Source organism: Streptomyces sp. Je 1-4 4N24, from assembly GCF_026239515.1.
Classification (GTDB): domain Bacteria; phylum Actinomycetota; class Actinomycetes; order Streptomycetales; family Streptomycetaceae; genus Streptomyces; species Streptomyces nigrescens.
The window spans coordinates 5,135,640-5,161,928 of sequence record NZ_CP110836.1; the positions used below are offsets into that span (position 1 = coordinate 5,135,640).

The 26,289-nt window shown below is 72.1% G+C and carries 23 protein-coding genes and 1 tRNA gene; 15 read left to right on the top strand and 9 right to left on the bottom strand.

Features of this window, described 5'->3' with window-relative positions; all coding sequences use genetic code 11:
• Window positions 1–140: 140 nt before the first annotated feature.
• The 6 genes from SLV14N_RS22430 to SLV14N_RS22455 all read right to left on the bottom strand — a co-directional run bounded on the left by SLV14N_RS22430 (window position 141) and on the right by SLV14N_RS22455 (window position 8,514).
• Window positions 141–1,034, bottom strand: a complete 894-nt coding sequence (locus SLV14N_RS22430; protein ID WP_263270803.1) for an SDR family oxidoreductase — start codon at window positions 1,032–1,034, stop codon at window positions 141–143.
• Window positions 1,035–1,418: 384 nt separating this feature from the next.
• Complete coding sequence (locus SLV14N_RS22435; RefSeq protein WP_263270804.1) at window positions 1,419–2,513, bottom strand: 2-oxoacid:ferredoxin oxidoreductase subunit beta; 1,095 nt, start codon at window positions 2,511–2,513, stop codon at window positions 1,419–1,421.
• Window positions 2,506–4,458 (bottom strand): 2-oxoacid:acceptor oxidoreductase subunit alpha, encoded by a 1,953-nt coding sequence (locus SLV14N_RS22440; RefSeq protein WP_208683098.1) that lies wholly within the window; start codon window positions 4,456–4,458, stop codon window positions 2,506–2,508. Before SLV14N_RS22440 ends, SLV14N_RS22435 begins: the two co-directional genes overlap by 8 nt.
• Before the next feature lie 295 nt (window positions 4,459–4,753).
• Window positions 4,754–5,413, bottom strand: coding sequence for a response regulator transcription factor (locus SLV14N_RS22445; protein ID WP_311044724.1), 660 nt, complete (start codon window positions 5,411–5,413; stop codon window positions 4,754–4,756).
• Window positions 5,414–5,629: 216 nt separating this feature from the next.
• Window positions 5,630–6,943: a sensor histidine kinase gene (locus SLV14N_RS22450; protein ID WP_263270805.1), complete on the bottom strand. Its 1,314-nt coding sequence runs from the start codon at window positions 6,941–6,943 to the stop codon at window positions 5,630–5,632.
• Window positions 6,944–7,230: 287 nt separating this feature from the next.
• A complete protein-coding gene (locus SLV14N_RS22455) occupies window positions 7,231–8,514 on the bottom strand; it encodes a sensor histidine kinase (RefSeq protein WP_263270806.1) in 1,284 nt (427 codons plus the stop codon).
• Window positions 8,515–8,746: 232 nt separating this feature from the next.
• Here SLV14N_RS22455 and SLV14N_RS22460 point away from each other — a divergent pair, with 232 nt between their 5' ends.
• A complete protein-coding gene (locus SLV14N_RS22460; RefSeq protein ID WP_263270808.1) occupies window positions 8,747–9,868 on the top strand; it encodes a secretion protein snm4 in 1,122 nt (373 codons plus the stop codon).
• A 613-nt stretch (window positions 9,869–10,481) separates the two neighbouring features.
• On the opposite strand, the gene SLV14N_RS22465 is transcribed toward SLV14N_RS22460, so the two are convergent.
• Window positions 10,482–10,613, bottom strand: coding sequence for a hypothetical protein (locus SLV14N_RS22465; protein WP_259670462.1), 132 nt, complete (start codon window positions 10,611–10,613; stop codon window positions 10,482–10,484).
• A gap of 61 nt (window positions 10,614–10,674) precedes the next feature.
• Here SLV14N_RS22465 and SLV14N_RS22470 point away from each other — a divergent pair, with 61 nt between their 5' ends.
• From SLV14N_RS22470 to SLV14N_RS22530, 13 genes are all read left to right on the top strand, one after another.
• The gene (locus SLV14N_RS22470) at window positions 10,675–12,198 is read left to right on the top strand and encodes a hypothetical protein (protein WP_265874085.1); all 1,524 of its coding nucleotides are present in this window, start codon (window positions 10,675–10,677) and stop codon (window positions 12,196–12,198) included.
• 259 nt (window positions 12,199–12,457) lie between these two features.
• Window positions 12,458–12,859: an NADH-quinone oxidoreductase subunit A gene (locus tag SLV14N_RS22475; protein ID WP_018090942.1), complete on the top strand. Its 402-nt coding sequence runs from the start codon at window positions 12,458–12,460 to the stop codon at window positions 12,857–12,859.
• Window positions 12,850–13,524, top strand: coding sequence for an NADH-quinone oxidoreductase subunit B (locus SLV14N_RS22480; protein WP_263270810.1), 675 nt, complete (start codon window positions 12,850–12,852; stop codon window positions 13,522–13,524). The genes SLV14N_RS22475 and SLV14N_RS22480 overlap by 10 nt, the downstream gene beginning before the upstream one ends.
• A complete protein-coding gene (locus SLV14N_RS22485; RefSeq protein ID WP_265874087.1) occupies window positions 13,521–15,068 on the top strand; it encodes an NADH-quinone oxidoreductase subunit C in 1,548 nt (515 codons plus the stop codon). Before SLV14N_RS22480 ends, SLV14N_RS22485 begins: the two co-directional genes overlap by 4 nt.
• Window positions 15,065–16,033, top strand: a complete 969-nt coding sequence (locus SLV14N_RS22490) for a complex I subunit 1 family protein (RefSeq protein ID WP_093640309.1) — start codon at window positions 15,065–15,067, stop codon at window positions 16,031–16,033. The genes SLV14N_RS22485 and SLV14N_RS22490 overlap by 4 nt, the downstream gene beginning before the upstream one ends.
• The gene (locus SLV14N_RS22495) at window positions 16,030–16,614 is read left to right on the top strand and encodes an NADH-quinone oxidoreductase subunit I (RefSeq protein ID WP_208683108.1); all 585 of its coding nucleotides are present in this window, start codon (window positions 16,030–16,032) and stop codon (window positions 16,612–16,614) included. The genes SLV14N_RS22490 and SLV14N_RS22495 overlap by 4 nt, the downstream gene beginning before the upstream one ends.
• Complete coding sequence (locus SLV14N_RS22500; protein ID WP_263270814.1) at window positions 16,611–17,234, top strand: NADH-quinone oxidoreductase subunit J; 624 nt, start codon at window positions 16,611–16,613, stop codon at window positions 17,232–17,234. Before SLV14N_RS22495 ends, SLV14N_RS22500 begins: the two co-directional genes overlap by 4 nt.
• Window positions 17,234–17,596, top strand: a complete 363-nt coding sequence (gene nuoK / locus SLV14N_RS22505; protein WP_018090936.1) for an NADH-quinone oxidoreductase subunit NuoK — start codon at window positions 17,234–17,236, stop codon at window positions 17,594–17,596. The genes SLV14N_RS22500 and nuoK overlap by 1 nt, the downstream gene beginning before the upstream one ends.
• Window positions 17,593–19,590 (top strand): NADH-quinone oxidoreductase subunit L, encoded by a 1,998-nt coding sequence (locus SLV14N_RS22510; RefSeq protein WP_263270815.1) that lies wholly within the window; start codon window positions 17,593–17,595, stop codon window positions 19,588–19,590. Before nuoK ends, SLV14N_RS22510 begins: the two co-directional genes overlap by 4 nt.
• A 113-nt stretch (window positions 19,591–19,703) precedes the next feature.
• A complete protein-coding gene (locus SLV14N_RS22515; RefSeq protein WP_208688035.1) occupies window positions 19,704–21,323 on the top strand; it encodes a NuoM family protein in 1,620 nt (539 codons plus the stop codon).
• Entirely contained in the window at window positions 21,323–22,861 is a 1,539-nt protein-coding gene (locus tag SLV14N_RS22520) for an NADH-quinone oxidoreductase subunit N (protein ID WP_263270816.1), read from the top strand. Before SLV14N_RS22515 ends, SLV14N_RS22520 begins: the two co-directional genes overlap by 1 nt.
• A 240-nt stretch (window positions 22,862–23,101) precedes the next feature.
• Complete coding sequence (htpX, locus tag SLV14N_RS22525) at window positions 23,102–23,968, top strand: zinc metalloprotease HtpX (protein ID WP_263270817.1); 867 nt, start codon at window positions 23,102–23,104, stop codon at window positions 23,966–23,968.
• A 132-nt stretch (window positions 23,969–24,100) separates the two neighbouring features.
• Window positions 24,101–24,493, top strand: a complete 393-nt coding sequence (locus SLV14N_RS22530; RefSeq protein ID WP_208688036.1) for a YccF domain-containing protein — start codon at window positions 24,101–24,103, stop codon at window positions 24,491–24,493.
• Window positions 24,494–24,520: 27 nt separating this feature from the next.
• Here the strand turns inward: SLV14N_RS22530 and SLV14N_RS22535 are convergent, their stop codons facing one another.
• Window positions 24,521–25,285, bottom strand: coding sequence for an antibiotic biosynthesis monooxygenase (locus tag SLV14N_RS22535; RefSeq protein ID WP_263270818.1), 765 nt, complete (start codon window positions 25,283–25,285; stop codon window positions 24,521–24,523).
• A gap of 132 nt (window positions 25,286–25,417) precedes the next feature.
• Window positions 25,418–25,906, bottom strand: a complete 489-nt coding sequence (locus tag SLV14N_RS22540; RefSeq protein WP_018090929.1) for a YajQ family cyclic di-GMP-binding protein — start codon at window positions 25,904–25,906, stop codon at window positions 25,418–25,420.
• Between the two features lie 190 nt (window positions 25,907–26,096).
• Between SLV14N_RS22540 and SLV14N_RS22545 the strand changes: the two genes are divergently transcribed.
• Window positions 26,097–26,178: transfer RNA gene (locus SLV14N_RS22545), tRNA-Tyr, on the top strand.
• Window positions 26,179–26,289: the final 111 nt, after the last annotated feature.

Genomic DNA, 26,289 nt, shown 5'->3' on the forward strand with positions numbered 1-26,289 from the left:
CTGGTGGTGCTGCGTCGCTCCGGGGAACGTAGCGCCGCCCGGACCGCCTGTCATGCCCGTCTTGAAATACGGTCATGACAGGCCGTACGGGCGTCGCTACGGGGCTGGGCTTCGGGCCGCGCTCCCAGGCCGCGGCCGCTTCAGGTGGGCAGCCCCTTCAGCCCCTTCAGCCCCTCCAGCCCCTTCAGCGCCTCCGCGATCGCCTCGGCGATCGGCGTGGTCGGACGGCCGATGAGCCGGGACAGCTCGCCGGGCGTCGCGGACAGCTCGCCGCGGGCGACCCCGGCGTCCGCGTCGGCGACCAGCTGCGCGCCCAGCGCCGGTACGCCCGCTTCGACAAGCAGCGCCACATACTGCTCCGGCGGCAGATCGCGGTACGGGATGCGCCGGCCGGTCTGCCGCGAGACCTCGGCCGCGTACTCGGCCATCGTCCAGGCGGTGTCGCCGCTCAGCTCGTACACCGTGTTCTCGTGGCCGCTGCCGGTGAGGACGACGGCGGCCGCCTCGGCGTAGTCCCGGCGCGCTGCGGTGGCCACCCGGCCCTCGCCCGCGCTGCCGACGACGGCGCCGGTCTTCAGGGTGGTGGCGAGCGCGCCCGTGTAGTTCTCGTGGTACCAGCCGTTGCGCAGCAGGCAGTACGGCACCCCGGACGCGAGCAGCGCCTGCTCGGTGGCGAGGTGTTCCTCGGCGATCGAGAACGTGGCCGTCGGCCCGCCCAGCACACTGGTGTACGCCAGCAGCCCGACGCCCGCCTCCCGCGCGGCGTCGATGACGGTGCGGTGCTGGGTGAGGCGCTGCCCCGCCTCGTTCCCGGAGATGAACAGCACCCGGTCACCGGCCGCGAAGGCACCCTGGAGGGTCTCGGGCCGGCTGTAGTCCGCGTGCTTGATCTCCACCCCGCGGGCCGCGAGGTCGGCGGCCCTGGCGCGGTCGCGGGCGAGGGCGACGATCTCGCCCGGTGCGGTGCGCCGGAGCAACTCCTCGATGACGAGTCGGCCGAGTGCCCCGGTGGCGCCGGTGACGACGAAGCTCATGAGTTACCCCCTGTGGGCGTCGCTGGCTGAGGACCCGACCGTACGCCTGCCATAAACGATCGTCTATGACGGGCGTACGGATAGCCGGTGCGGGATCGCCCTTCAGCATCGCCCGCCGACGCGGGACCGGCACGGCGCAGGGGGCGGGGCCCGCATGGCGCAGGAGAAGGGAGCTGCATGGCGCACGAGCCGGGACAGGCACGGCGGGCCGGAGAGGGGACCCGCAGGGCGCAGGAGGCGGGACCGGCACGGGGCAGAAGAGGGGACCCGTATGGCGCACCGGACGGGAAGTCTGTCGTGATCACGGCCTACGACGAACGGGTGCCTCCGGAAGCGCCGTAAGACGCTTCCGGAGGCACCCGCGGAACTGGCGAAGCCGGTCGGTCAGCCGACGACCGTCCAGGTGTCGTTGCCGGTCAGCAGCGCGGCGAGGTCGCCCTTGCCCTTCTGCTCGATGGCGGCGTCCAGCTGGTCGGACATCAGGGTGTCGTAGACCGGCCGGTCGACACTGCGCAGCACACCGATGGGGGTGTGGTGGAGGGTGTCGGCGTCGGCGAGCCGGGAGAGGGCGAAGGCCGTCGTGGGCGAGAGGCTGTGGGCGTCGTGCACCAGCACACCGCCCGTGCCCTCCTCCCGGACGTCGATGACCTTGAGGTCGCCGGTGGCCGGGTCGCGGACCACGCCCTTGGAGCCGAAGCCGTCGGGGGCCAGCGCGCCGAAGCGGATCGGCTGCCCGTGCTCCAGACGGATCACGGCCTCCTCGGCCTTCTCCTTGTCCTTGAGGACCTCGAAGGCGCCGTCGTTGAAGATGTTGCAGTTCTGGTAGATCTCCACCAGTGCCGTGCCGGGGTGGGCGGCGGCCTCGCGCAGCACCGAGGTGAGGTGCTTGCGGTCGGAGTCGACGGTGCGCGCCACGAAGGACGCCTCGGCGCCGAGCGCCAGCGAGACCGGGTTGAACGGCGCGTCCAGCGAGCCCATCGGCGTCGACTTGGTGATCTTGCCGACCTCGGAAGTGGGGCTGTACTGGCCCTTGGTCAGACCGTAGATCCGGTTGTTGAACAGCAGGATCTTGAGGTTGACGTTGCGCCGCAGGGCGTGGATGAGGTGGTTGCCGCCGATGGACAGCGCATCGCCGTCACCCGTGACGACCCATACGGACAGATCGCGCCGCGAGGAGGCCAGGCCGGTGGCGATGGCCGGGGCGCGGCCGTGGATGGAGTGCATCCCGTAGGTGTTCATGTAGTACGGGAAGCGGGAGGAGCAGCCGATGCCGGAGACGAAGACGATGTTTTCCTTCGCCAGGCCGAGCTCGGGCATGAAGCCCTGCACGGCGGCGAGGACGGCGTAGTCACCGCAGCCGGGGCACCAGCGCACTTCCTGATCGGACTTGAAGTCCTTCATGGACTGCTTGGCGTCGGCCTTGGGCACCAGGGAGAGCGCCTCGATCTGCGAGGAGCTCTCCGAGATCGTCTCAGTCATTGATGGCCTCCTTAAAGACCTCCGCGAGCTGCTCGGCCTTGAACGGCATTCCGCTGACCTGGGTGTGCGAGTGCGCGTCCACGAGGTACTTGGCGCGCAGCAGAGTGGCGAGCTGTCCGAGGTTCATCTCCGGCACGATCACCTTGTCGTAACGCGCCAGGACCTCGCCGAGATTCCGTGGGAAGGGGTTGAGATGGCGCAGATGGGCCTGCGCGATGCGTTCCCCCGCGCCCCGTACGCGCCGGACCGCCGCGGTGATCGGTCCGTATGTCGAACCCCAGCCCAGGGCGAGGGTCTTGGCGCCCTGGCCGCTCTCGTCGGCGGGGTCGTCGACCTTGAGGTCGGGAACCTCGACGCCGTCCACCTTCGCCTGGCGGGTGCGCACCATGAAGTCGTGGTTGGCGGGGTCGTAGGAGATGTTGCCGGTGCCGTCCTGCTTCTCGATGCCGCCGATGCGGTGCTCCAGGCCCGGCGTGCCCGGTACGGCCCAGGGGCGGGCCAGCGTCTGCCCGTCGCGCTTGTACGGCCAGAACACCTCGGTGCCGTCCGCCAGCTGGTGGTTGGTGCCGGAGGCGAACTGGACCCGCAGATCGGGGAGTTCATCGATGTCGGGGATCCGCCATGGCTCGGAGCCGTTGGCCAGATAGCCGTCGGAGAGCAGGAAGACGGGGGTGCGGTAGGTGAGTGCGATACGGGCCGCGTCCAGCGCCGCGTCGAAGCAGTCGGCGGGGGTCCTGGGCGCCACGATCGGCACCGGCGCCTCGCCGTTGCGTCCGTACATCGCCTGCAGCAGATCGGCCTGCTCGGTCTTCGTCGGCAGTCCGGTCGAGGGCCCGCCGCGCTGGATGTCCACGATCAGCAGCGGCAGTTCGAGACTGACCGCGAGACCGATGGTCTCCGACTTCAGCGCCACACCGGGGCCGGAGGTGGTGGTCACCGCCAGCGCGCCGCCGAAGGCCGCGCCCAGCGCCGCGCCGATACCGGCGATCTCGTCCTCCGCCTGGAACGTCCGCACACCGAAGTTCTTGTGCTTGGAGAGCTCGTGCAGGATGTCGGAGGCCGGAGTGATCGGGTACGAGCCCAGGTACAGCGGCAGATCCGCCTGCCGGCCCGCCGCGATCAGCCCGTAGGACAGCGCGAGGTTTCCGGAGATGTTGCGGTAGGTGCCGGTGGGGAAGTCCTTGGTCGCCGGGGCGACCTCGTACGAGACGGCGAAGTCCTCCGTCGTCTCACCGAAGTTCCAGCCCGCCCGGAACGCGGTGACGTTCGCCTCCGCGATCTCCGGCTTCTTGGCGAACTTCGCCCGCAGGAACTTCTCGGTGCCCTCGGTCGGCCGGTGGTACATCCACGACAGCAGCCCCAGCGCGAACATGTTCTTGCTGCGCTCGGCCTCCTTGCGGGAGAGACCGAACTCCTTGAGCGCCTCGATCGTCAGCGTGGTCAGCGGCACCGGATGGACGTTGTAGGCCTCCAGTGAGCCGTCCTCCAGCGGGCTGGTGGCATAGCCGACCTTCGCCATGGGGCGCTTGGTGAACTCATCGGTGTTGACGATGATGTCCGCGCCCCGCGGCACATCGGCGATGTTCGCCTTCAGGGCTGCGGGGTTCATCGCGACCAGCACATTCGGTGCGTCACCGGGCGTGAGGATGTCGTGGTCGGCGAAGTGCAGCTGGAAGCTGGAGACGCCCGGCAGGGTCCCGGCAGGGGCCCGGATCTCGGCGGGGAAGTTCGGCAGCGTCGACAGGTCGTTGCCGAACGACGCCGTCTCGGAGGTGAACCGGTCGCCGGTGAGCTGCATACCGTCACCGGAGTCTCCGGCGAACCGGATGATCACCCGGTCCAGACGTCGGACTTCTTTGCCTTCGCCGCCGTTACCGGAAGCGCGCTGTTCCCCGACAAGCGCTGCGTCGGTCTGCTCGGCTGGGCTACTGACCTGGCTGGTCACTGCTTCGGACCTCCCTCGAGGGGTGCGGCGTCCCCGCCGGAGGCAGGGCTCGGGACGTGTCGTACCGACCGGTTGTCCCATAACCATCGTACGTGGGTAAGGGTGGCCTTCCTTAGGCCGATCGCATGGTGGACGTCAACATGAGACACCGGTCTGGTGCGTTTTGTCATGAAATCACCGCCCCCGTGACCCCCTTATTCATGACGCTCCGGACTCCTCCATTGGTTCTACGCCCAAAGTCCTGGACCTGGGCGGAAAACACCTCGGACAGCCCATCTGACAGAGTGTCAGACGCTCAGGAGTTGAGGTAGGTGAGCACGGCAAGCACTCTTCGGTGATCCCCGTCACTCTGTGCCAGGCCCAGTTTCAGGAAGATATTGCTGACGTGCTTCTCGACCGCACCGTCACTGACCACCAGCTGCCGGGCGACCGCGGAGTTCGTCCGGCCCTCGGCCATCAGCCCCAGCACCTCCCGCTCCCGGGGTGTCAGGCGGTCCAGCACGTCCTGCTTACGGCTGCGGCCTAGCAGCTGTGCCACCACCTCCGGGTCCAGCGCGGTCCCGCCCCCGGCGACCCGGACCACCGCGTCGACGAACTCCCGCACCTCGGCCACCCGGTCCTTGAGCAGATAGCCGATGCCCCGGCTCGAACTGGCCAGCAGCTCCGTCGCGTACTGCTCCTCGACGTACTGTGACAGGACCAGAACGCCCAGGCCGGGGTGGTCGCGGCGCAGCCGGATCGCGGCCCGCACCCCTTCGTCGGTGTGCGTCGGCGGCATCCGTACGTCCGCCACCACCACATCCGGCAGCGTTCCCTCGTCCGCCAGCTCCCCGATCACCTTGATCAGCGCCTCGGCGTCCCCCACACCGGCCACGACCTCGTGCCCCCGGTCGGTGAGCAGCCTGGTCAGGCCCTCCCGGAGCAGCACCGAGTCCTCGGCGATGACCACCCGCACCTTGTCCTCCACGGCTCAGATCCCCCCATGCGCCATCCCGTCCCGTCCCTGCCGGACCCCAGCATCCCAGCATCCGGACGGAAACGAGGCGGGTGAGGGGGAGCAGGGGTGGAGACAGGGGGCCGAGAGCGCCGGGCGGGGAGGGGCGGGCGCGAGTGGGCGGGTCCCCCCCCGCGGGGTGCTGACCCGGGCGGCCCCCTCAGCGCCGCCCGGCGGTCATCCGCGCCACGGCAGTTCGGCGGTGATGCACGTCGGTCCGCCGATCGGGGAGTCCACTATCAGCAGGCCGTCGACGGCATCCAGCCGCTCGGCGAGGCCGGCCAGACCGGTGCCGCTACCGGTGTGCGCGCCGCCCTGGCCGTTGTCCGCGACCAGCACCATGAGCCGGTCCGCGGTGCGCCAGACGTCGAGCGTGGCGCTGGTGGCCCGGGCGTGCCGGGAGATGTTCTGCAGCAGCTCGGAGGCGGTGAAGTACGCGATGCCCTCGATCGCCGCGGCCGGCCGGTGGTCCAGATCCACGGTCACCGTCACCGGGACCGTGCACCGCGCGGACAGCGCCGACAGCGCGGGGCCGAGACCCCGGTCGGTGAGGATCGCCGGATGGATCCCGCGGGCCAGGTCACGCAGCTCCTGGAGCGCGATCTTCACCTCGCCGTGCGCCTCGTCCACCATCCTGGCCGCGGCCTCCGGGTCCTCCGCCAGCTTCTCCTTGGCCAGGCCCAGGTCCATGGCGAGCGCCACCAGCCGGGCCTGTGCGCCGTCGTGCAGATCGCGCTCGATGCGCCGCAGGTCGGCCGCCGCGGTGTCCACCACCACCCCACGGTCCGACTCCAGCTGCGTCACCCGGGTGGCGAGGGAGGACGGCCCCAGCAGGCCATGGACCATGACCCGGTCCACCTGCGTCAGCCCATGGATCACCCACGGCCCGGCCAGCACCAGCAGCAGCCCGAGCCCGCTGGTGAACCCGATGTCCGCCGGGGTGTCGAGATAGATGCCGTGGCCCCTGCCGTCGCCCCACATCTGGAGGCCCGGCTGGTCGAGATACGCGAGGAACGTCCAGCGCCACAGCGGATAGGCCAGCAGTGCCCAGCCGACGGACCAGAACGTCACCGAGAAGACGAAGGAGAAGACCGCCCACGGCATGTGCAGCACGGAGTAGACGAGGTGCCGCCAGGACACCCCGCTCTTCAGCACGGCCCCGACCCACCCCATCAGGCCCGGCTTGGAGGTCCGGGCCGGCTCCGGATCGGCGACGTCCAGCCCCAGCAGAGCGCGGGCCCGCGCACGCTCCAGACCGCCCAGCGCACGGCTGCCGGCCAGACCGCCCGCCAGCACCGGGATGCCCAGGAACGTCACCAGCAGACCGGCCCCCAGCGAGATCACCGTTATCGCGTACACGAACATCAGGACGGACATCGGGAGGCTGAGGAAGAGGTAGAGGAACTCCCGCCAGGTGCGCCCGGAGAACGGGGCACTCAGCCCCACGGGCACACGGGGGCCGCGGGGATGCGGTGCGTATGCGGTATCCATCGTCTCGTCGTCCGTTCTGCCAGGCGCGGCCTGCCCTGTCGGTGCCGCTGTCTGCTCTGCCGCTCCGTGCGGCTTTTTCCGCCATGACCAGCGTCCGCGACCGGCGCCCCCCGCACCATGAGGGTTCTCGCAGTCTTCGCCTGGGGTTATCCCCACCCCGGACCTGAGGTCGGCCGCAACCCGCCTCGCCGCGCCGATGCCTCGCCGCCTCGCCGCCCCGCCGCCCCGCCGCCCCGAGGCCCGGACGGGCCGACGGCCGACCGGCAGGCCGACCGGCCGACGCCCCCTCAGGCCCTCGCCCTCGCCCCCGTCCTCGCCTCGGCCCCGGCCCCCGTCCGCGCCCGCCACGGCAGCTCCGCCGTCACCCGCGTGGGTCCGCCCACCGGCGAATCCAGTACGAACAGACCGTCCACCGACCCCAGCCGCTCGGCGAGCCCCGTCATCCCGCTGCCGCCGTCCAGCCGCGCCCCGCCCTTCCCGTCGTCCGACACCTGGATCAGCAGCCGGTCACCCGCCCGCCGCCCATCAGCGCCCTTGTCCGCGGCCCCGGTGGGCCCTCCCCCCTTGACCCGCCACACCTCGACGGACGCCCGCCGCGCCGCACTGTGCTTGGAGACGTTCTGCAGCAGCTCGGAGACGGTGAAGTAGACGATGCCCTCGATGGCGGGCGCCGGCCGCTCGGCCAGGTCCACGGCCGTCGTCACCGGCACCGTGCAGCGTCCGGCCAGTGAGGTCAGCGCGGGCCCCAGCCCCCGGTCGGTGAGGATCGCCGGATGGATGCCCCGGGCCAGATCCCGCAGCTCCTGCAGCGCCAGCTTCACCTCGCCGTGCGCCTCGTCCACCATCGCCGCCACGCTTGCGTCGGCCTGGCCCTCCAGCAGCTTCTCCTTCGCCAGGCCGAGTCCCATGGCGAGCGCCACGAGCCGGGCCTGTGCGCCGTCGTGCAGATCCCGTTCGATGCGCCGCAGATCGGCGGCCGCGGTGTCGGTGACCGTCACCCGGTCCGACTCCAGCTCGGCGATCCGCCGCTCCAGCTCGTCGGACGGCGAGAGCAGCCCGCGCACCATCGCCCGGTCCACGTTGGACAGCCAGCGCGCCACCCACGGCAGCGCCGGCCACCCCAGGAAGAGCAGGACGAAGACGACCGTGAACGTGAGGGCGGCCCAGGGCAGCCGGATGAACGTGAACAGCGCATGCCGCCAGGCGACCGGATCCTTCAGCCCCGTCCACAACCACGGCAGGAACCCCGGGTACCGCGCCCGCAGCCGGCTCGGCTCCTCGACCCGCACCCCGAGCAACGCCCGCGCCCGGGCCCGCTCCAGCCTCCCGTACTGCCGGCACGCCATCAGCCCCGTAACCAGCAGCGGCAGCGTGATCACGATGATGGACAGCCCCACCCCCAGCAGGACCCACACCATCAGCACCGCGAACGCCACAATGCCCAAAGGGAAGTTGGCCAGCAGATAGGCGATCTCCCGCCACGTCGTGCCGCTGAGCGGCGCTCTGGGCGGCGGTGGTGAGGCGCCGTCAAGGGCGTCCTCGGCAGCACTGGGGCGGGATCTCTCCGTCATGCGCCCAGCCTGCCCGTCCGCCGTCCCGGGTGCCATGGGGTAGCTGGGGGGACTGGGGTGGGGTTTGCCCCATTCCCCTCCCCGCATCAAGCGTCCCGTTGCAGGTCAAAGCACCTGAGCCGGGGCGGCACGAAGGCGCGGCACAGTGCCTGTCCCGTTATCGGAGTGGTGGACACGGCGCGTCGGCGGGACCGTAAGGTGTGGCGATGCACAACGGGAGGGGCGAGGGGCGATGGCGCGGGGTTACGACGGCCAGTTGCTGAAGCCGGAAGGCGCCGCGGGACGGCCGGATTCCGCCACACGGGACCTCACCGACGCGGTGGCCGCCCCCCTCGATGTCCGCGGCTGGGGTTGGGGCGAGCGGAGCAGGGCCTGGACGGCGGTGACGGCGAGCGTGCTGCTCGCGGCGGTCACCGGGGCCTGCGCGGGCAGTTGGTACGCGAACGGGGGCATCGCCCTCTGGCTCGGCATCGCCGCCGTCCTCGTCACCGCCGCCGGTGCGGCCGTCGGTGCGCTCGCCGCGCGGCACGGGCAGCACGCCCCGGGAGCCGCCCTGTTGCTGGTCGGCGGGGTGCTCGGCGTGGCCGCGGCCTGGCAGGCGGTCCCGGGCGGCAGCGCCAGGCTCGCCGCCGTCGGACTGACCGTGGCGGCCGTGCTCGCCCTCCTCGGGCTCTGTACGGGGCAGGGGCGCGGCGGCCTGACCGGCGCCGCGTCGCTCGCGCTCGCGGTGGGCGCCTGGGAGCTGGGCCTGGCACTGACCACCCCCGCACGTACGGGAGTTGTGCTCGGTTTCGTCTCCGTCCTCGTCCTGGGGCAGCTGCCACGTCTCGCGCTGCGGGCCGCCGGTCTGACCCGGCTCGACGACCTGCGCTCCGGCGGTACGCCGGTCAGCCGCCACCAGGTGGCGGGCGCGCTGGGCGCCACCCACCGGGAGCTGGCTCCCGCCACGGCGGTCGCGGCGGCCTCGGCGGGCGCGGCGGGGGTGCTCGCGGTGCAGACACCCGGCCTCTGGACCGTGCTCGCCGCGCTGCTGCTGTGCGGTGTGCTGTGCTCACGGGCACGGGCGTATCCGCTGGCGGTGGAGGTCGTCGCGCTGCTGGCGGCCGGTCTGGCGGTCTGCGTACGGCTGGTGGTGCTCTGGGCCACCGACGGCGGGGCGCCGGGGCCGGCGCTGGCCGTGCTGGGTCTGCTGGCGGTGCTGCCGGTCGCAGTGCTCGCGGTGCGGGTGCCGGAGCCCTCGCTCGCCCGGCTGCGACGGTGGCTGGACCGTGCCGAGTCGGCGAGCATGGTGGCACTGATCCCGGTCACCCTTGGGGCCTTCGGGCTCTACGGCCTGCTGTTCGGCGCGTCCTGACCCGGAGAGGCGGTGGAGGGGTCATGTCATCTGCGGAGTGCCATCCGGAAGAGGCGGGAGCCGGAGGGGGAGGAGGTGTGGATGCGGTGCATGCGATGAAGGCGATGAAGGCGGCTCCTGGGGTCTATACGGCACGGGAGGCGGGTGCGGCGGGAATTACGGGCGAGAGCGGCGAGTTGGGTATGACGGTCGAGGCGGGAGCGATGAGCGAGGCGGGCGGCGGTCAGGGCGGGCAGGCAACTGCTCCGGGGACGCCGGGGACGCCGGGGGCGCCGGTCGCTCCCGGGAGCCTGCCCGCGGCTGGTGCGATGCCCACCGGCGCTTCGATGCCCACGAGCGCGTCGATGCCCACGAGTGCGTCGATGCCTGCGGCCGGGGCGATGCCTGCGGCTGTTGCGCTGCCTCCCGCTGGGGTGACGCCTGCCACCGAGTCGATGCCTGCCGCTCATACGGCGCCCGCGGCCCATACGGCGCCCGCGGCCCATACGGCGCCCGCGGCCCGTCCGGCGCCCGCCGCCGGGGCCATGCCCGCCGCTGGGCCGGTGCCACCGACAGCCGCCGACCCGTCCGTACCGGTCCAGCCGTCGGCATCGGTCCACCCCTCCGGACCCGCTCAGCCCTCCGCACCGATCCAGCCACCCGGCCCCGGCCCCTCGTCACCCGCCCCGTCGGCTTCCGCGCACTCGGCGCCCCCGCCCTCCCCGCCGTCCACTCCCTCGGCCTCCGCGCCCGCCCCCGCGCCCATGCCGGCGTCGGCTCCCGGTCGCTACGGCCGGCCGGGATTGCCGGCCCGGACGCCCCTCTCCGTGCCCCTTCTGCCGCCGGAACTGGCCGACGGTCAGCCCCGGCCGCGCCGTGGTGACCCCCTGGCCCGGCGTGCGGGCCGTGCGCTGCGCCGGGTCTTCGCCTCGTCCCCGGCCGCCGAAACAGCCGCGGTCACCCAGGCCGCGCACGCCATCCAGCAGCCCGTGACCACGGGCCGGCAGATCGCCGTGTCCAGCATTCGCGGCGGCGCCGGCAAGTCCACCGTCGCCGCCCTGCTCGCGCTCACCTTCGCGCACTACCGCTCCGACCCGGTTCTCGCCGTCGAGGCCGACCCGGCGCTCGGCACGCTGCCGCACCGGCTCGGCGCACGCGAGGTGCGGTGGTCGGGCAGTGACCTGGCGCAGATCGTCGATCCGTCGATGCTGATCACGGACCTGACCGGGTATCTCCTCCCGTTCGCGGGCGGCGGCTGGCTGCTGCCCGGCAGCCAGGGCGCCATCGGCACCCGGCTGGACCTCGACACCTACCGCGTCGTGATGACCTCGCTGCGCCGCCATTTCGCGGCCACCGTCGTGGACTGCGAGACGCTGCCCGCCGAGGTGGCGCGCACCGCACTGGTGACGACGCAGGCGCGTGTGCTGGTCACCCCCGCGACCCCGGAGGGCGTGGCGGCCACCCGCTCCGTACTGGACTGGGTCGGCGGGCTGCACTCCGGCCTGCTGCCCACCACCGTCGTGGTGCTCACCCACACCTCCCCCGACAGCGGCGTCGACGTCCGCAGGGCCGCCGAACACCTCGGCGCCGGCGGTGCGGCGGTGCTGCCGCTGCCCTACGACCGGCATCTGGCGGCCGGCGGCGCCATCCGTACGGAGCTGCTCGGCGAACGCACGAGGGAGGCGGCGGCGCGGATCGCGGCCGAGGTGATGGACCGTGCGGTCTCGCGGGAACCGGGCCGACGGCAGCAGCAACGGCACACGACCGTGCACCCGCCGGGGCAGCCGCCGGTGTACGTCCCGGGCCAGGCGACGGTCTCCGCGGCCTACCAGGAGCCGCAGCGGTCGCAGTCCCAGTCCGGTCCGCGCTCCCAATCCGGTCCGCAGTCCCAGTCCGGTCCGCGCTCCCAATCCGGTCCGCAGTCCCAGTCCGGTCCGCGCTCCCAATCCGGTCCGCAGTCCCAGTCCGGTCCGCGCTCCCAATCCGGTCCGCAGGCCCAGTCCGGTCCGCAGGCCCAGGCCCAGCATCAGCCCCAGCAGGCGCCCCAGTACTACCCGCCGCAGGCCGCGCACCCGGCTCCCGCACAGCACCAGCCACACTCCCGCCCCCAGGCGCAGGCGCAGGCGCCCACCCGGCCTCCGTCTCCGCCGCAGCCCCAGGCCCCGTCGCAGCCTCCGTCCCCGTCGCAGCCGTCGGCTCCCTCGCAGCCCCGGGTCCCGGCGCCACAGCCGATGCCGACGATGCCGGCGGCGGCCCCCGAACCGTCCGGCTCCCCAGGAGGCACCGGCGCCCCCGCCGCCCCCACCACTCCCGACCGGCGGAGCCCGTTCGACGGAGGCCCGATCCACTGACCCGAGCCCTCCCGCCCCGTCTCCCCTTCCGTCTCCCGCCTCGGCTCCCACGCCGCCGTCCGTCCGGTCCGTGAGACAGGTTCTGAGACAACCGGACGCTCCCTTTACGCTGCCGGCCACCCAGGTAGGGCGAAGTGGGGACAACCCCACCAGTCGCGACGATGCGGCTGCTCACCGCGGCCGGGGCAGGGCCTAGACTCCGGTCCGTACAGATCGTCGAAGTCGTTGAACAATCACAGTCAGGGAGCGAGGGGCGGACGTGTCGGACGCGACCGTACGGACCACCGTCGCCGCGGACTACTTCCAGGGCTACTCGGTCGTCGGGCTCATCGCCGTGATCGGTGTGCTCTTCGTCGCCGTGGCTTTCGGGGCCGGGCGGCTGCTGCGGCCCGTGGTACCGACGCCGGAGAAGCTGCTGACGTATGAGTGCGGTGTGGACCCGGTCGGTGAGGGCTGGGCGCACACCCAGGTCCGCTACTACGTCTACGCCTTCCTCTACGTCATCTTCGCCGTGGACTCGATCTTCCTGTTTCCCTGGGCAACGATCTTCGCCGCCCCCGGTTTCGGCGGCGTGACGCTGGTGGAGATGTTCATCTTCCTCGGCTTCCTCGCCGTCGGCCTGCTCTACGCATGGAAGAAGGGCGTCCTGGAATGGACGTGACCCCCGCCTCCGCCAGCTCCGCAGCCGAGGGCGCCGCCCCCGAGTTCCTGCCGGAGCCGCGGCGCCTGGGCACCCTCGCCCGGCTCGCGCCCGAACCGATGAAGGTGGTCCTGAACTGGGGCCGCCGCTACAGCCTGTGGGTCTTCAACTTCGGCCTGGCCTGCTGTGCCATCGAGTTCATCGCCGCGTCCATGGCGCGGCACGACTTCATCCGGCTCGGCGTGATCCCGTTCGCGCCCGGCCCCCGCCAGGCCGACCTGATGGTCGTCTCCGGCACCGTCACCGACAAGATGGCGCCCGCGGTCAAGCGGCTCTACGAGCAGATGCCGGAGCCGAAGTACGTCATCTCCTTCGGGGCCTGCTCCAACTGTGGTGGCCCCTACTGGGACTCGTACTCCGTCACCAAGGGCGTCGACCAGATCATCCCGGTGGATGTGTACGTCCCGGGCTGCCCGCCGCGTCCGGAGGCGCTGCTGCAGGGCATCCTCAAGCTCCAGGAGAAGATCGCGCGCGAATCGCTGGGGGAGCGGTACGCGAAGGGCGGCACCGCCCGGCCCTCGGCCGCCGCGCTGCGCAGGGGGCTCGTCACGCCGCCCGCGCCGAAGCCGGCGGACGCTCCGAAGCCGACGGATGCTGCAAATCCGGCGGGGGAGGAAGACCGATGAGCGAGCAGCCCGAGCAGCGGCCGGAGACCCCCGAGCAGGCGACGCCCTCCGAGCAGGCGACGCCCTCCGAGCAGGCGACGACCCCTGAGCAGTCGGCGGCGCCGGACCGGAGCGAGCAGCCCGAGCAGCCCCCGGCCGAGCCGGTCGTCGGCTGGCTGCCGCGCCCGGCGAGCGAGATCTTCGGTCCCGGTGCCACGGCGGAGCTGGCGTACGACCTGCTGACCGTCGACGTCCCCGTGGACGGCTGGCTCACCGCGCTGACGGCCGCCCGCGACGACCTGGGCTGCAGCTATTTCGACTGGCTGAGCGCCGTCGACGAGCCCGGCACCGGCTTCCGGATCTGCGCCCACCTCGCGGAGGTGGCGCGCCCCGGCACCGTCCACCGGCTGATCGTGCGGACGACCGTGCCGCATGACGCGGCCGCGCTGCCCACCGCCCTCGGTGTGTACGCGGGCGCGGGCTGGCACGAGCGGGAGACCCACGAGATGTTCGGTGTCGACTTCACCGGCCACCCGCACCTCGTACCGCTGCTGCTCCCGGAGAACTTCGAAGGGCACCCGCTGCGCAAGGACTTCGTGCTGGCGGCGCGGGTCGCCAAGGCGTGGCCGGGAGCCAAGGAGCCGGGCGAGTCCGAGCACGGCGGGCCCAAGCGGCGCCAGATGCTGCCCCCGGGCGTCCCGGACCCGAACGAGTGGGGTCCGCTGAAGGGCCAGCTGCCGCCTGCGCCCGCGCGTCCGGCGCGGGGCGCGCGGGCGGCCGGCGGCGCCGCGGGCGAGCGGCCGGCGCGGCGTACCCGTACGGCGGGCGCGGGCTCGGCCGGCCAGCAGGCGGCGGGGGAGGCGACCGGAACTCCGGCGGCCCCGGCACGTGCCGAGCGGCCGGAGCGGCCGGCCCGTCGTACCCGTTCGGTGAGCGAGGGGTCGGCCAGTCAGCAGCGCGCGGCGGCGGACGCGGCGGAGACCACGGCGGCCCCGGCGACTGACACCCAGGCGACTGAGGCCCCGGCGACTGACACCGCGCCGAAGGACACCGCGCCGAAGGACACCGCGCCGAAGGAAGCGCCGGCCCAGGACGCCCCGACCCCGGCGACCCCCGCGAAGGAGGCGCCCCCGCGCTCCTCCGACGCACCCTGGCACCACGCCCGCCCGGCCTTCGACGAGCCGGAGAAGAAGGCGGAGCCGGAGAAGAAGGCGGAGCCCGAGAAGAAGGCCGAGCCGGAGACGTCGGAAGAGAAGCCGGAGCCGAAACCGGCAGCCTCCCCGGAGCCGAAGCCGACGGCCGCCCCCGACCCTGAGCCGACGGCCGCCCCCGACCCTGAGCCGACGGCCGCCCCCGACCCTGAGCCGACGGCCGCCCCCGACCCTGAGCCGACGGCCGCCCCCGACCCTGGGCCGGCGGCCCCCGCGGAGCCTGAGTCGGCAGCCACTACGGAGCAGAAACCGGCGGCGCCCACAGACCCGGAGCCCGCCCCCCAACCCCACCAAGACGCGCCCCAGGACCAGCCCCCCACCCCCCAGGACCCGGCAGGAGGCGACACCCCATGAGCGACGCTCTCGACATCGCGCTGCGCCTCCTCGCCGTCTTCGCCGTCTTCCTGGTGTTCCCCCTGGTCATCGGGCAGACCGAGCACAAGGTCATGGCCCATATGCAGGGCCGGCTCGGGCCGATGTACGCCGGTGGGTTCCACGGCTGGGCGCAGCTCGTCGCCGACGGTGTGAAGTTCGCGCAGAAGGAAGACATCGTGCCGGCCGGTGCCGACCGGCGGATCTTCCAGCTCGCGCCCGCCGTCGCGCTGCTGCCGTACCTCCTGGTCCTGGTCGCCATCCCGATAGGCCCGCACAACGCCGTGGGCCAGGCCCTGGACGCGGGGATCTTCTTCGTGCTCGCCGTCATGGGCGTCGGGGTGCTCGGCTCGCTGATGGCGGGCTGGGCCTCGGCGAACAAGTTCTCGCTGCTCGGCGGTCTGCGGACGGCCGCGCAGCTGCTGGCGTACGAGCTGCCGATGCTGCTCACCGCGGCCTCCGTCGCGATGGCGGCCGGCACGCTCTCACTGCCCGGCATCATCGAGGCCTTCCACTGGTGGTGGGTGCCGTGGCAGATGGTCGGCGGCGTGGTCTTCTTCACCGCGGGCCTCGCCGAGCTGCAGCGGCCGCCGTTCGACATGCCGGTCGCCGACTCGGAGATCATCTTCGGTGCGTACACCGAGTACACCGGACTGCGCTTCGCCCTCTTCCTCCTCGCCGAGTACGCGGGCATCGTCGTCCTCTGCGCCCTGACCTCCGTCCTCTTCCTGGGCGGCTGGCACGGCCCGTTCGGCGCCGACGGCCTGGGCTGGCTGTGGACGCTGCTGAAGACCGTGATCCTCGCCTTCGGCGTCATCTGGCTGCGGGTGACCTATCCGCGGCTGCGCGAGGACCAGCTGCAGAAGCTCGCCTGGACGGTCCTCATCCCGCTCGCCCTCGCCCAGATCGCCCTCACCGGCGTCGTCAAGGTGGTGATCTCGTCATGAGCTTCCCCGGTAGCGGCCTCGCCAAGGGGCTCGCCGTCACCCTGCGGACGATGACGAAGCGTTCCGTCACCGCCCAGTACCCGGACGTCCAGCCCGACCTCCCGCCCCGCACCCGTGGCGTCATCGGGCTGTTCGAGGAGAACTGCACGGTCTGCATGCTGTGCGCCCGGGAGTGCCCGGACTGGTGCATCTACATCGACTCCCACAAGGAGACGGTGCCGCCGGCCGCCCCCGGAGGCCGGGAGCGCAGCCGCAATGTGCTGGACCGTTTCGCGATCGACTTCGCGCTGTGCATGTACTGCGGTATCTGCATCGAGGTCTGCCCCTTCGACGCGCTCTTCTGGTCACCGGAGTTCGAGTACGCCGAGACGGACATCCGTGATCTGACCCACGAGCGCGACAAGCTCCGCGAGTGGATGTGGACGGTGCCCGAGCCCCCGGCGCTCGACCCGGCGGCCGAGGAGCCCAAGGAGCTCGCCGCCGCCCGTAAGGCCGCGGACAAGCTCGCCGCCCAGCAGGCCGCGGCGGAGGCCGAGGCCTCCGCGCCGGACCGACCGGACACCCCAGGGGAGGGACAGTGACGCTCGCCGCCACCGCAGCCGGCCAGGGCTTCCTCTCACCCACGGGTGTCGAGATCGCCTTCGTCCTCGTCGGGATCGCCACCCTCGGCGCGGCCGTCATCACCGTCACCACCCGGCAGCTGGTGCACGCCGCCCTCTGGCTGGTCGTCGCCCTCGGTGGGATCGCGGTCGAATACCTCCTGCTCACGGCCGAGTTCATCGCCTGGGTGCAGGTGCTGATCTACGTCGGTTCGGTCGTCGTCCTGCTGCTCTTCGGGCTGATGCTCACCAAGGCGCCCATCGGCCGCTCCCCGGACGCCGATTCGGGCAACCGCTGGGCCGCGCTCGCCGTGGCCCTCGCCTCGGCCGGCTGCCTGGTCTGGGTCGTCGTGGATGCCTTCCGCGCCACCTGGATCAGCTTCGAGGGCGCCGCCCAGGGCTCCGCCGAAGCCTCCGGGCGCACCCTCTTCCAGTACTGGGTGCTGCCCTTCGAGGCGCTGTCCGTGCTGCTGCTCGCCGCGCTCGTCGGGGCGATCGTGCTGTCCCGCAGGACGGGGGAGGGCAGGGCCGCGGCGGCGGACCTCAAGACCGGTGCCTCCCGCGCTCCCGCCGCCCCCGCCCCGCGAGAGGAGCAGCGCTGATGCATCTCGCTTACCCGGCCGTTCTCGCCGTCCTCCTCTTCTGCACCGGTCTGTACGGCGTGCTCGCCCGCCGCAACGCGATCCTGGTGCTGATGTCCGTCGAGCTGATGCTCAACGCCGTCAACCTCAACCTCGTCGCCTTCGACGTCTGGCTGCGCGACACCCTGCACACCGGCCAGGCGCTCACCCTCTTCACCATCGCCATCGCCGCCGCCGAGATCGGCATCGGACTGGCGATCGTGCTGCTCGTCTACCGCAACCGCGGCAGCTCCGACATCGACCGGCTCCGTGACCTCGCCGAGAAGGCGGGCGCCGGGGACGGGGACCCGCAGCCGGACACCACGGCGGAGGCCGCCGCGTGACCCTCACGACCACTGCCGTTCTCGTTCCCCTCCTGCCCTTCCTCGGGGCCGTCGCAGGTCTCCTCCTGGGCCGCCGCGCGCCCGGATTCGTCCGGCCGCTGGCCGTGCTGCCGACGCTGGCCGCCGCCGCGCTCGCGGTGTCCGTCGCGATCCGGCAGGGCACCGGCCCGGCCACCGACGTCGCCACCCAGCTCACCCCGACCGGCTCGATCCCCATCGACCTGGCGCTGCACCTCGACGGCTTCGCCGTGCTGATCGCCGTCCTGGTCGGGATCGTGGCGTCCTGTGTGCAGCTCTACTCCACCGGCTATCTGCGCGACGACCCGCGTTACGCCTCGTACGCCGCGCTGGTCTCCCTCTTCACCTCCGCGATGCTGCTGGTCGTCTACACCGGCGACCTGATGCTGCTGCTGGTCGGCTGGGAAGTCATGGGCATCTGCTCCTACTTCCTCGTCGGCCACTACTGGGAGACCGAGGCCGCCCGTGCCGCCTCCCTCAAGGCATTCCTCGTCACCAAGCTCGGCGATGTCCCCTTCCTCTTCGGCATCTTCGCGCTGGCCGCCGACGCCGGAACCTTCCGCATCACCGGCATCCTCGGGACCGTCACCGACGGCGGCCTGGACCATCCGACGCTGATCGCGCTGCTGCTGCTGGCGGGTGTCGCGGGCAAGTCGGCGCAGTTCCCGCTGCACACCTGGCTCCCGGACGCGATGGCCGGCCCGACGCCCGTCTCGGCGCTGATCCACGCCGCGACGATGGTGGCGGCCGGTATCTATGTCGTGGCCCGTCTCCTCCCCGTCTTCGCCGCCTCCGCGGCCGCGCTGGTGGTGATGGCGGTCATGGCCGCGATCACCATGGTCGGCTCCGGTCTGGCCGCGCTGGCCCAGGACGACATCAAGCGCGTCCTGGCCTATTCGACGGTCGGCCAGCTCGGCTACATGCTCGGCGCGCTGGCCGTCGGCGACCGCGGCGCCGCCGTCTTCCACCTCATCTCGCACGGTGCGTTCAAGGCCCTCCTCTTCCTCGGCGCGGGCGTGATCATCCACGCCGCGGGCACCAACTCCCTGGCCGCCATGTCCCGGATGAGCGGCCTGGCCCGGCGCATCCCGGACGCCTACTGGACCGTCACCGTCGCGCTGCTCGCGCTCGCCGCGATCCCGCCGTTCGCCGGCTTCTTCTCCAAGGAAGCCGTCCTGGGCGCCGCCGAGCACACCGCCATCGGTGCGGCGCACGGCATCCCCGGCGCGGCCGGCTGGACCGTCCTGGTCTCCGGCCTGCTCACCGCCCTCCTCACCGCGGCCTACGCCACCCGCCTGTGGCTGCTGGCCTTCAGGGGCAAGGGCGTCGAAGCCCCCGACCACGGCCCGCAGCCGGTCGTCATGAACGCCGTGCTGTGGGTGCTCTTCGTCCCGACCGCCGCGCTCGGCCTCGCCGCCCCTCTGCTGCCCGACTGGTTCGACGGACGCTCGCTCGCACCGACCCTGACCACCTCCGTCCTGGGCACCGGTATCGCCCTCGTCGGCGGCCTGGTCACCTATGCGGCCTGGCGCCACACCACGGCCCTGGCCGCCCGCACCCCCATCGGCGCGGTCGTCACCGACCCGGACGCCTCACCAGGGCTCGCCGAGGAGACGGCCATCGCCACCCACGCCCCGGTCTACGGAAGCGTGGCCGGTGCCCCGGACCCGGCCGACCCCGGCCGCCTCCTCCTCGGCCCGCTGCAGCCCCACGCCGCCGTCGGCTTCCATCTCGACGCCGTCTACTCCGCGCTGTTCGTCCGGCCCGTACGCGCCGCCGCCACGCTCGTCCGCTTCCTGGACCGCGAGGTCGTCGACACCTACGTCCGCGGTGCCGGCACCGCGCCCCGCTGGCTGGGCGCCGCCGTCCGCCGCGCCCAGACCGGGAACGTGCAGACCTACCTCGGCGCGCTGCTGGCGGGCTCGCTCGTCCTGGCCGTCGCCGCCGTCCTCGTCGCCACGGGTACGGGAGCCTGACCGTGCTGCCATCCCCCGGGGGCCGACCCCCGTACCCCCAGCCGACACAGCTCGTGGCCTGCCTCGCCGGAGCCGAAACCCTGAGGAGGGCCTGACCCGTGAATCACACCGCTATGCAGCTTCTCCTCGCGGCCGTTGTCGTCCTCCCCCTCGTCGGCGCGCTCGCCGCACTGCTCCCCGCCCCGCCCGGCCTGCGCGGCAAGAACCCCGACCAGGCCGTACTGCGCCACGGGGTGACCGTCACCGGTGTCGTGCTCGCCGCCGCCGTCGCGCTGGCGGCCGGTTTCGACCACGACCATCCGGCCCGTATGCAGGCCACCACCGACATCAGCTGGATCCCGGCGCTCGACATCCGGATCCACCTCGGCATCGACGGCATCTCGCTCCCCCTCGTCGTCCTGACCGCGCTGCTGACCTTCCTCTGCGCGCTCTACAGCTACTTCCACATGCCGACGGGCCCGTCTCCCAAGGCATTTGTGGCGCTGCTGCTCACCCTTGAGGCCGGCACCCTCGCCACCTTCGCCGTCCTCGACCTGATGCTCTTCTTCCTCGCCTTCGAGATGGTCCTCATCCCGATGTACTTCCTCATCGCCCGCTGGGGCGGGGCGGGGAAGCAGGCGGCGGCCTGGAAGTTCATCCTCTACACGCTGCTCGGCTCCGTCGTGATGCTGCTCGGCCTCCTCCTCATCGGCGTGAAATCCGGCACGTTCGACATGGTGGCACTCGCCACTGACAACGGACCGAAAGCCCAGCTCAGCCACACCGTCCAGCTGCTCGCGGTGCTCGCGGTCGGCATCGGACTGGCCGTCAAGTCGCCCCTGTGGCCGCTGCACAGCTGGCTGCCCGACGCCCACACCGCCGCCCCCACCGTCGGTTCGGTGCTGCTGGCCGGTGTGCTGCTGAAGATGGGCACCTACGGCTTCGTGCGGATCGCGCTGCCCATCACGCCCGAGGGCATGCAGACCTTCGCGCCGTACCTCGCCGCGCTGGCCGCCGTCGGCATCATCTACGGCTCGCTCGCCTGCCTCGCCCTGGTACGCAAGGGCGCCAAGGGCGACCTCAAGCGTCTGATCGCCTACAGCTCCGTCGGCCACATGGGCTTCGTCCTGCTCGGCATCGCCAGCATGACCCCCACCGGCGTCAACGGCGCACTGTTCGCCAACATCGCGCACGGCCTGATCACCGGCCTGCTCTTCTTCCTCGTCGGCGCGCTCAAGGACCGCTACGGCACCACCGATCTCGACGCCCTCGCGGGCAGTACCGGTGCCGCCCTCTACGGCAGGGCACCGCGCTTCGGCGGACTGCTCGCCTTCGGCGCCGTCGCCTCCCTGGGCATCCCCGGACTGGCCGGTTTCTGGGGCGAGATGCTGGCGATGTTCGGTGCCTTCCAGCCAGCCGCCGGCCTCAGCCGCCCCGCCTTCCTGACGTTCATGGTGATGGCCGGTCTCGGCACCCTGCTGACCGCCGCCTACCTGCTGCTCGTCGTCCGCCGCGTCTGCATGGGCGGCACCCCGCACCTCGCCCCGACCGCCCCGCTCGGCACCGCCGACCCGGCCGGCGAGGACCCGTCCGGACAGCCCGCAGCGGCCCCTGTCATCCCCGACATCGCGCGCTACGAATACGCGGCCTGGACCCCCCTGGCCGCCCTGACCGTCCTCGCCGGACTGTGGCCCGCGGCCCTCCTCGGCCTCACCGACCCGGCCGTCCAGCAGCTCCTCGGAGGCGGTAAGTGATGAGCTCGATCACCCCTCTGGTCCAGTCCGTCGACTGGGTCGCCCTCGCGCCGCCCACCCTCACCGCGGCCGTCGCCCTGGTGGTGCTCGTCGCCGACCTCTTCCTCCCGGCGGCCCGTAAGCCGCTGCTGGGCTGGATCGCCACAGCGGGCCTCGCGGTCTCCGCGCTCCTCCTGCTGCCCCTCCTGGGCGGCGACCGCCGCACCTTCTGCCTCCCCGAGCACCCCGACGTGTGCAGCTATGTGGCCGACCCGTTCACGCTGGTCATCCAGTTCCTGGTGCTCGGCGGGGCGCTGCTGACCGCCCTGCTGTCCATCGACATCATCAAGGACCAGGACCTGCCCGCCGGCGAGTACTGGTTCCTGCTGCTCTCCTCGGCGGCCGGCGCCGCCCTGCTGCCCGCCTCCCGGGACCTCGCCACCCTCGTCATCGCCCTCGAAGTGGCCTCGCTGCCCGCCTTCGCCCTTGTGGGGCTGCGGCGCGGCGACCGGCTCTCCTCCGAGGCGGCGCTGAAGTTCTTCCTGTCCTCGGTGGCCGCCACCGCCGTGATGCTGCTCGGCGTGAGCTTCCTGTACGCGGCCACCGGCAGCCTGTACCTCTCCCGGGTGGCGGACGCCCTCACCGGTCTCCCCGACCCGCGGCTGGCCACCCTGGCGAGCGCCGGTGTCGCGCTCACCCTCGTCGGCTTCGCCTTCAAGACCGCCGCGGCGCCGTTCCACTTCTGGGTGCCGGACACCTACGTCGGCGCGCCGCTCCCCATCGCCGGCTACCTCTCCGTGGTCGGCAAGGCCGTCGGCTTCTCCGGCCTGATCCTCGTCACCGTCCAGGGCTTCCCGTCGTACGCGGACGTCTGGGGCCCGGCGCTGGCCGTCCTCGCCGCCCTCACCATGACCGTCGGCAATGTCGCGGCCCTCCGCCAGGACCCGCGCCGCGCGCACAGCGCCGTACGCCTGCTCGCCTGGTCGTCGGTCGGCCAGGCCGGCTACCTCCTGGTGCCGATCGCGGCGGCCGGCTACACCCGGGACCCGGCGCACGCCATCGGCTCCACCGTCGCCTACGCCCTGATGTACGCGGCCGTGAACCTCGGCGCCTTCGCCGTCGCCGCCCTGGTGGCCCGTACGCGCCCCGCCAACCGCATCTCCGACTACCGGGGCCTGTACCACCAGCGGCCCGTCGTGGCGCTCGCCCTCGGCTTCTTCCTGCTCTGCCTCGCCGGGCTGCCGCCCGGCATCATCGGCCTGTTCGCCAAGGTCACGGTCTTCTCCGTGGCCGTCGACGCCGGTCTGGCCTGGCTCGCGGTGATCATGGCGATCAATGTCGTGATCGCGCTCTACTACTACCTGCAGTGGACCACGGTCCTCTTCCGGGAGGCCGAGACCGCCGAAGCGCCCGAGGCCGCCCCGGCGGAGCAGCGGCCGCCCCGCACCGGGATCCCGGCCCCTCTCGCCACCGCCATCGCGCTCGCCACCGTCCTCGGCATCGCCCTCTCCGGCGCCCCGCAGCTCGTCCTGCGCTTCGCCTCCGGGGCGCTGCTCTAACAGGCACGCACGGCGGACACCCGCACACTGAGGGCCGCTCCTGACAGCCAGGAGCGGCCCTCAGCCTTTCCGTAAGGCGGCGGGCCCCACCGGGCGCGGCCCCGGGCCCCGCCCGGCCCGCCCCGCGCGGACCGGGGAACCAGGCTCGTTCATCCCGCGTTGACCAGTGAGTAAGGGTCCACTGGAGAGTGGAGAAACGCAGCACAGGGTTCCCCTGCCGCACCGCTTGGAGGGCGTACCGTGCACCGCCGGCACAACGGGCTCAGGACCGCCGTACTCCTCGGGGGACTGTCCGCCCTCATCATCGTCATCGGCAGCCTGTTCGGCCGTACGGGCCTGATCATCGCCGTCGTCGTCGCCCTGGGCACCAACGCCTACGCGTACTGGAAGAGCGACAAGCTCGCCCTGCGGGCCATGCGCGCCCGCCCGGTCAGCGAGTTCGAGGCACCACAGCTCTACCGCATGGTCCGGGAGCTCTCCACCGCGGCCCGCCGGCCCATGCCGCGCCTGTACCTCTCCCCGACGCAGGCGCCCAACGCCTTCGCCACCGGCCGTAACCCCCGCAATGCCGCGGTCTGCTGCACCGACGGCATCCTCCAGCTGCTCGACGAGCGCGAGCTGCGCGGCGTCCTCGGCCATGAGCTCAGCCATGTCTACAACCGCGACATCCTCATCTCCTCCGTCGCGGGCGCACTGGCCTCCGTCGTGATGTTCCTCGTCAACTTCGCCTGGCTGATTCCCATAGGCCGCTCCGACGACGACGAGGGCCCCGGCCTCCTGGGCATGCTGCTGATCATGATCCTCGGCCCGGTCGCGGCCGGGCTCATCCAGCTGGCCGTCAGCCGCTCCCGCGAGTACCAGGCGGACGCCTCGGGCGCCCAGCTCACGGGCGACCCGCTGGCCCTGGCCTCCGCCCTGCGCAAGCTCGACGCCGGCACCCAGCAGCTTCCGCTCCCGCCCGAGCCGCGGCTGGAGACCGCCGGACACATGATGATCGCCAATCCGTTCCGGGCCGGCGAGGGCATGTCCCGGCTGTTCTCCACCCACCCCCCGATGCGCGAACGCATCGCCCGCCTGGAACAGATGGCGGGCCACCACCGCCCCTGACGGGCCAGGGGCCGCGGGGAGCGGTGGCCACCGCCCACCGACCGCCGCATCATGAACGCAACGCTTCACCCGGTCCAGGGCGTCTTGCCCGGCAGTTACGTTCTCCGCCGCGCCCGTGGAAGGCTGCTGATCATGAAGTTCATCCTCAACATCCTCTGGCTGGTCCTCAGCGGCTTCTGGCTGGCGCTCGGCTATGTCTTCGCGGGCATCATCTGCTGCATCCTGATCATCACCATCCCGTTCGGCATCGCGTCCTTCCGGATCGCCGGCTATGCCCTGTGGCCCTTCGGCCGGACGACCGTCATCCGGGATGACGCCGGCGCCGGCTCGGCGATCGGCAATGTCATCTGGATCATCTTCGCGGGCTGGTGGCTGGCCCTGGGGCACATCATCACCGGCATCGCCCTGTGCGTGACGATCATCGGCATCCCCTTCGGCATCGCCAACTTCAAGATGATCCCGGTCTCCCTCATGCCGCTGGGCCGCGACATCGTCCCCACGGACGAGCCCTTCGCGGCGCGCTGACCACCCGCCCCGCCCGGCCCCTCGCCCTCAGCCCCGTACGAGCCCCCGAGGGGCCACATAACGCCGGAACCCGAGCGGCTCGACCCCCGGCAGGCTGTCGATATAGCTCCGCACCTGCCCCTGCGGCTGCAGTGCCCGGCCGACCTCCCGCTCGTGCGACTCCGGATCCGTCCACTCGCTGTAGTTGACGACCCGGTCGCCGTCCTCGCTGATGTGGAAGTGCGAGGCGATCCCGCCATCCCCCCGCTGCAGCTCACCGACCCGCTCCAGCAGCCCGTCCACGAGCCCCCGGGCCGCGTCGTGCCCCGTCGTCCGGAAGGCCACGCGTACGACGCAGCCCGGCTCCTGCGGCGCTCCGTGCGGCAGCATGCTGCGGTACAGCCGGAAGCGGCCGGGACCGGAATTGCCCACGTCCCCCCCACCGTCCAGTACGGCCGCGATCCGCTCGCTCAGCCCGGTGTTCTCGGTCCGCACGAACTCCCGGTGTGCCGCCTCGCTCGTCCACTGCGCGTAATTGAGCACACTGCGTCCGTCCGTCCCGGCGAACAGCACCCGCGACAGGAAGCCCGCCGGCAGAGGTGTCTCCTCCCAGGCGTGGGCGACACCGTCCAGGACGGCCCGCTGCCCCGCCGGACTGCCCGCGTCCCACTCGCTGATCAGTACGGCACCGGCATCCGCCCGCCGGATCTCCGGAAACACATCGGTACGGAACCCGGCCCGCGTCCCGGGTCCGGTACCGGGGCGGGTCTGTGCGTCGTCGGGGTGGGTCTGTGCGTCATGAGGAGAAGTCATGCCACGACCCTGCAATCTCAAGCGCAGTTGAGGTCAAGCGCCCGCAGGGCCGCCGTATCGCCGCCCGACACACAGGTGGGGCGGCACACCGAAGCGCGCCGCCCCATCCTGTGGCACCCGTGAACCGGGCTCCTACCGGTAGTTCACGAACTGCAGGGCGAAGTCCAGGTCCTTGCCCTTCAGCAGCTGCTGCACCGCCTGCAGGTCGTCCCGGCTCTTCGAGCTGACCCGCAGCTCGTCGCCCTGCACCTGCGCCTTGACGCCCTTCGGGCCCTCATCGCGGATGATCTTGGCGACCTTCTTCGCGTTGTCCTGCGAGATCCCCTCCTCGATCGAGGCGAAGATCTTGTACTCCTTGCCCGAGGCCTGCGGCTCGCCGGCATCGAGCGCCTTCAGCGAGATCCCGCGCTTGACCAGCTTGGACTGGAAGATGTCGAGTACGGCCTTCACCCGCTCCTCGGCGTTGGCCCGCATCTCGATCTTCTCGCCCGACCACTCGATCGACGCGCCCACGCCCTTGAAGTCGTAGCGCTGCGAGATCTCCTTGGCGGCCTGGTTGAGAGCGTTGTCGACCTCCTGCCGCTCTACCTTCGAGACGATGTCGAAACTGGAGTCGGCCATGTTGAGTTGGCTCCTCGTACGTAGATCCGTCAGGGGTGCGGCCCGTCCCCGGACCGCCTGCCAAGCCTAGCCACCCGTCCAAGATCCAGCGCTCCCGAATCGAGTGGCGAACCACCCCCAGCCATCGGGTATGGTTTACGTCGTTGCCACGGAGCGCCGCCCCACAGCGGGTCTCCCGGCAGCAAACCTTGGCGGTGTGCCCGAGCGGCCAAAGGGAGCAGACTGTAAATCTGCCGGCTCAGCCTTCCCAGGTTCGAATCCTGGCGCCGCCACAGGAAAGCAAAGGGCCCCTGGCCTGCGATTACCGCAGACCAGGGGCCCTTTGTCATGCGCTCTCGCGATCCACGTAGTGTCTCGCTCTGTCTCGCATTCGAACGCCCCGC

Coding starts and splice junctions, on each gene's coding strand:
- SLV14N_RS22430 (WP_263270803.1), bottom strand. CDS start 1,034: ATGAGCTTCGTCGTCACCGGCGCCACCGGGGCACTCGGCCGACTCGTC.
- SLV14N_RS22435 (WP_263270804.1), bottom strand. CDS start 2,513: ATGACTGAGACGATCTCGGAGAGCTCCTCGCAGATCGAGGCGCTCTCC.
- SLV14N_RS22450 (WP_263270805.1), bottom strand. CDS start 6,943: ATGGATACCGCATACGCACCGCATCCCCGCGGCCCCCGTGTGCCCGTG.
- SLV14N_RS22455 (WP_263270806.1), bottom strand. CDS start 8,514: ATGACGGAGAGATCCCGCCCCAGTGCTGCCGAGGACGCCCTTGACGGC.
- SLV14N_RS22460 (WP_263270808.1), top strand. CDS start 8,747: ATGGCGCGGGGTTACGACGGCCAGTTGCTGAAGCCGGAAGGCGCCGCG.
- SLV14N_RS22465 (WP_259670462.1), bottom strand. CDS start 10,613: ATGGGCGCGGGGGCGGGCGCGGAGGCCGAGGGAGTGGACGGCGGGGAG.
- SLV14N_RS22480 (WP_263270810.1), top strand. CDS start 12,850: ATGGACGTGACCCCCGCCTCCGCCAGCTCCGCAGCCGAGGGCGCCGCC.
- SLV14N_RS22485 (WP_265874087.1), top strand. CDS start 13,521: ATGAGCGAGCAGCCCGAGCAGCGGCCGGAGACCCCCGAGCAGGCGACG.
- SLV14N_RS22490 (WP_093640309.1), top strand. CDS start 15,065: ATGAGCGACGCTCTCGACATCGCGCTGCGCCTCCTCGCCGTCTTCGCC.
- SLV14N_RS22495 (WP_208683108.1), top strand. CDS start 16,030: ATGAGCTTCCCCGGTAGCGGCCTCGCCAAGGGGCTCGCCGTCACCCTG.
- nuoK (WP_018090936.1), top strand. CDS start 17,234: ATGCATCTCGCTTACCCGGCCGTTCTCGCCGTCCTCCTCTTCTGCACC.
- SLV14N_RS22515 (WP_208688035.1), top strand. CDS start 19,704: ATGCAGCTTCTCCTCGCGGCCGTTGTCGTCCTCCCCCTCGTCGGCGCG.
- SLV14N_RS22520 (WP_263270816.1), top strand. CDS start 21,323: ATGAGCTCGATCACCCCTCTGGTCCAGTCCGTCGACTGGGTCGCCCTC.
- SLV14N_RS22530 (WP_208688036.1), top strand. CDS start 24,101: ATGAAGTTCATCCTCAACATCCTCTGGCTGGTCCTCAGCGGCTTCTGG.
- SLV14N_RS22535 (WP_263270818.1), bottom strand. CDS start 25,285: ATGACTTCTCCTCATGACGCACAGACCCACCCCGACGACGCACAGACC.
- SLV14N_RS22540 (WP_018090929.1), bottom strand. CDS start 25,906: ATGGCCGACTCCAGTTTCGACATCGTCTCGAAGGTAGAGCGGCAGGAG.